At 61.9% G+C, this 3,210-nt stretch carries 4 protein-coding genes; 2 read left to right on the top strand and 2 right to left on the bottom strand.

What is annotated here, in order from left to right; genetic code table 11:
- Positions 1–409: 409 nt before the first annotated feature.
- Complete coding sequence (locus tag J6497_RS40325) at positions 410–850, top strand: hypothetical protein (protein WP_225709695.1); 441 nt, start codon at positions 410–412, stop codon at positions 848–850.
- A 997-nt stretch (positions 851–1,847) separates the two neighbouring features.
- Positions 1,848–2,327: a DUF4262 domain-containing protein gene (locus J6497_RS40320; RefSeq protein ID WP_225709694.1), complete on the top strand. Its 480-nt coding sequence runs from the start codon at positions 1,848–1,850 to the stop codon at positions 2,325–2,327.
- Here J6497_RS40320 and J6497_RS40315 read toward each other — a convergent pair.
- Complete coding sequence (locus J6497_RS40315) at positions 2,300–2,854, bottom strand: mismatch-specific DNA-glycosylase (RefSeq protein ID WP_225709693.1); 555 nt, start codon at positions 2,852–2,854, stop codon at positions 2,300–2,302. The two genes, J6497_RS40320 and J6497_RS40315, sit on opposite strands and share 28 nt — an antisense overlap.
- Positions 2,851–3,210: RidA family protein (locus tag J6497_RS40310; RefSeq protein ID WP_225709692.1), on the bottom strand; the 360-nt coding region annotated here is incomplete at its 5' end. The genes J6497_RS40310 and J6497_RS40315, both read right to left, overlap by 4 nt.

Here is a 3,210-nt window from a genome sequence, read left to right as displayed (position 1 = left end):
ACCGTCGTGGCGCGCGGCACGCCGTGGCACGACAAGCCCCCGGCGGCGGCCGCAGCCGCGATCCCATCTCTTGCCTGACCCAGTTTCTTTGTTCGACCGGAGCACCGTTTCTTCGTCCCGACCTGCCGTCTCCACGACGGCGCGCGCAGTGGCCGTCAAGGATGGCCGTTGCCTCAATCTCTCCCCTCGCCACGCTGCCGCCAGGCCACGCCTTGACGGCCGCGAGCACGGCGTCATGCTCAACGGCCGTCGGACAATCCAATTGCCCACAACCTATCGATCTAATGGTTGCTACGCATTCTCGCTCAGGAATGCGCTTCGCCGATCCTCCTTCCGGGCTACACTTCCCAGCGTGCGAATCGATCCGCATCGCCATCGATGCCTCAAAGAAAATCCCGGAGACCTTCCTATGAAAATGCCATCCGCCTTTCGTGCCGTGCTGGTCGCGCTGACCGCCTTCGTCGGCGCCAGTCTCTCTTCGGCCGCCCATGCCGACAGCGGCACCGTCTCGCTCACGATCTACAAGGCGGGCTGGATCATCGGCGGCTCCGGCGGTGGCGGCGTGCTGAATTTTCGCGGGCGCCGATATCCGCTGTCGGTCGGCGGTCTCGACTACGGCCTGGTGTTCGGCGGCTCGAAGACGGTGCTGCGCGGCCGCGTCAGCAACATCACTCGTCCGAGCGATGTTGCCGGCGTCTACGGCGCAGCCGGCGCGGGCCTTGCAATAGGCGGCGGCGCCCGTGCCATCGTGCTCACCAACCAGAAGGGCGCCGTGCTCGAACTCGCCGGCCACCAGGTCGGATTGATGGCGAACGCGGATTTGAGCGGCCTTGCAATCACGATGAAGTAGCGCGTTGTAGTTACCCCATCTACTCTTCTCGCAATAACGCACCGCCGTCGTCCCGTCGAAAGACGGGACCCATAACCACAGGTAGTCGTTGTGATGCGAGCAAGCTGTTGCAGCGGAGCACATTACAAACGCCTGTGGTTATGGGTCCTGGCCTTCGCCAAGACGACGGGGAGGTTCAGATTCAATTGTCAAACAGCGGGCCCGTAGGATGGGTAGAGCGCAGCGAAACCCATCACGATGAAGCAAGTGGCGCGAATGATGGGTTTCGCTGCGCTCTACCCATCCTACGTCTGATTCAAACGGCGGATGTGAGTTCGCATTCTCGCGGCACGAGATGCCCGAGGTTTGCGTTTCTTTCCACCCTCTCATCGGATAGAGGGCGCAGGGAAAGCCGGGTGCCGGTCGCACCCGTGGGCCCCGTGCAACAAAAAGCACGGGGGTAGGACCACAGGTCAACCGGAGCAACACCGGCTTTCCCTGCGCAGTGGTTTACGGCTTACTTCGTGCTCTTCCCGGTGACCGGGCTTTCTTGCCACCGTCACTCCGCGGACACTTAATCCACAGAACTTAGCGCCAGCGTCGGGGCGCCAGAACCACACGACTTCGCCGTCCGCCATGCGCGTGCTCGTCAGTCACACCCATCGCGTCCACCGCATCTCACCGCAACGTTCGTGACGATCGCGATCCGCCCCTCATCTGGGTGAGACGGGCGGAGTTAAATCACTGATTTGCCCGACGGGTTAAGCGATTTATTTTTGCACGAAGGTCTGGACAGACTTTTGGTGATTTGCCCGTCGGGTTGATTTGTCGCACTCAAACAGCCACATCGTCATTGCGAGCGAAGCGAAGCAATCCATAGTGCCGCAAGCGGAGGCATGGATTGCTTCGCTCCGCTCGCAATGACGGAGAGGATGCATTGCTTTGATTGCATCCGGCCCGATCCGGAATAGGATGGTGTCAGGCGCCGCCTCCGTCTTCCCCTCAACAAGACATGCCGATGCTTGACGATTTCAAATGGCCTGACATCGAAGGCGAGGCGGACGAGACGATTATCCGCAATATTCGCAAGCACGGATGCCATATCGTGAGCATCTGGGACGCCAATCCGAAATATGCGTTCTCAGTTGGCCTGTTTCTCAACTATGGCCACGCCGAGGTGATGATCTTCGGCCTAGCGTCCAGTGATTCTGCCTCGATCATCAATGATGTTCGCGACCGGGCCGCCGCAGGACGGAGCTACGTCGCTGGGGACATCTGCGATGATATCCTGGACGACCGCCAGGTCGCATTCGCAGAGGTGCCGTTGCAGGCGTATGACCGATATCTGGGAACGGCGATCTGGTTCTACTACAAGTGCCGGCGCCCGTTTCCATGCCTGCAGATCGTGTGGCCGGATCGCGAGGGACGCTTCCCCTGGCAGAGCGGACATGACGCCGCCTTGAAGCAGTATCAGCCGGTCTTGAAGTCTTTCTCGTGACGCGAGCTCTCATCGGACCGCAGCCAATCGGCCAATTCCTGCCACGGTCGCAACGACCAGCTTCCCGACGCTGCGCCCGATGGCGACGCCAGCACGAAAATATCTGGAAAATTCGAAAGCCGAGCTTGCCGGCCGAGTGCGATCACCGTCGTCGGTCGTCCGAAGAACAGGGATGCGGCCTTCTTGCTGGTGAACGCGATGGTCTTCGGCCGGTAGGTCAGCATCTTCTCGCGGAACGCCTCGATATCGATGGGGAAGGCGAGCGCCTGGTGGTCCGTGCCTGCGCCGGTCTTGCACATGTCCGTGAAGCCGATACCGAATTCGAGCAGCGCCGGAAATTCATGCGGCTCAAAGCGGCGCGGCGTGATGCCGACCTGATGCAGCGTGCGCCAGAAGCGATTGCCGGGATGCGCGTAGTAATGGCCGAGGTCCGCTGACCGCTGGCTTGCTGCGGTGCCGACGAAGACCAGGCGCAGATCGGCGGCAAGCTGGTCGGGCAGCCGTTCGCGAGCAGCAGCGTCGCTCATGGAGCGCGAAGGTGTGCGACGCCCTCGATCTCGATCAGCATCTTCGGATCGGGCAGCGCCACCACCACGCAGGTGGTACGTGCAGGATAAGGCGCCGGCCCGAACGCCTCGGCATAGAGCCTGTTCATCGTGGCGATGTCGGAGGCGCGCGTCAGCAGCACGTTAACCTTGACGAGATCGCGAACCGTCGCGCCCGCCTCATCCAGCACCCGCTTGAAGTTGGTGACGACATTGCCGAACTGCGCCTCGAACGTCTCAGGCAGTTCGCGGCCATCGCCGAAGCCGCCCGAGATGAACAGGAGATCGTCGACGCGGGTGGCGAAGGAGAGCGGCGGGGCTTTGAGGCCGGGCGGGGG

Origin of the sequence: Bradyrhizobium cenepequi (genome assembly GCF_020329485.1) — a bacterium.
In the GTDB taxonomy this organism is placed as follows: domain Bacteria; phylum Pseudomonadota; class Alphaproteobacteria; order Rhizobiales; family Xanthobacteraceae; genus Bradyrhizobium; species Bradyrhizobium cenepequi.
This window is presented reverse-complemented; position numbering and strand designations above follow the sequence as displayed.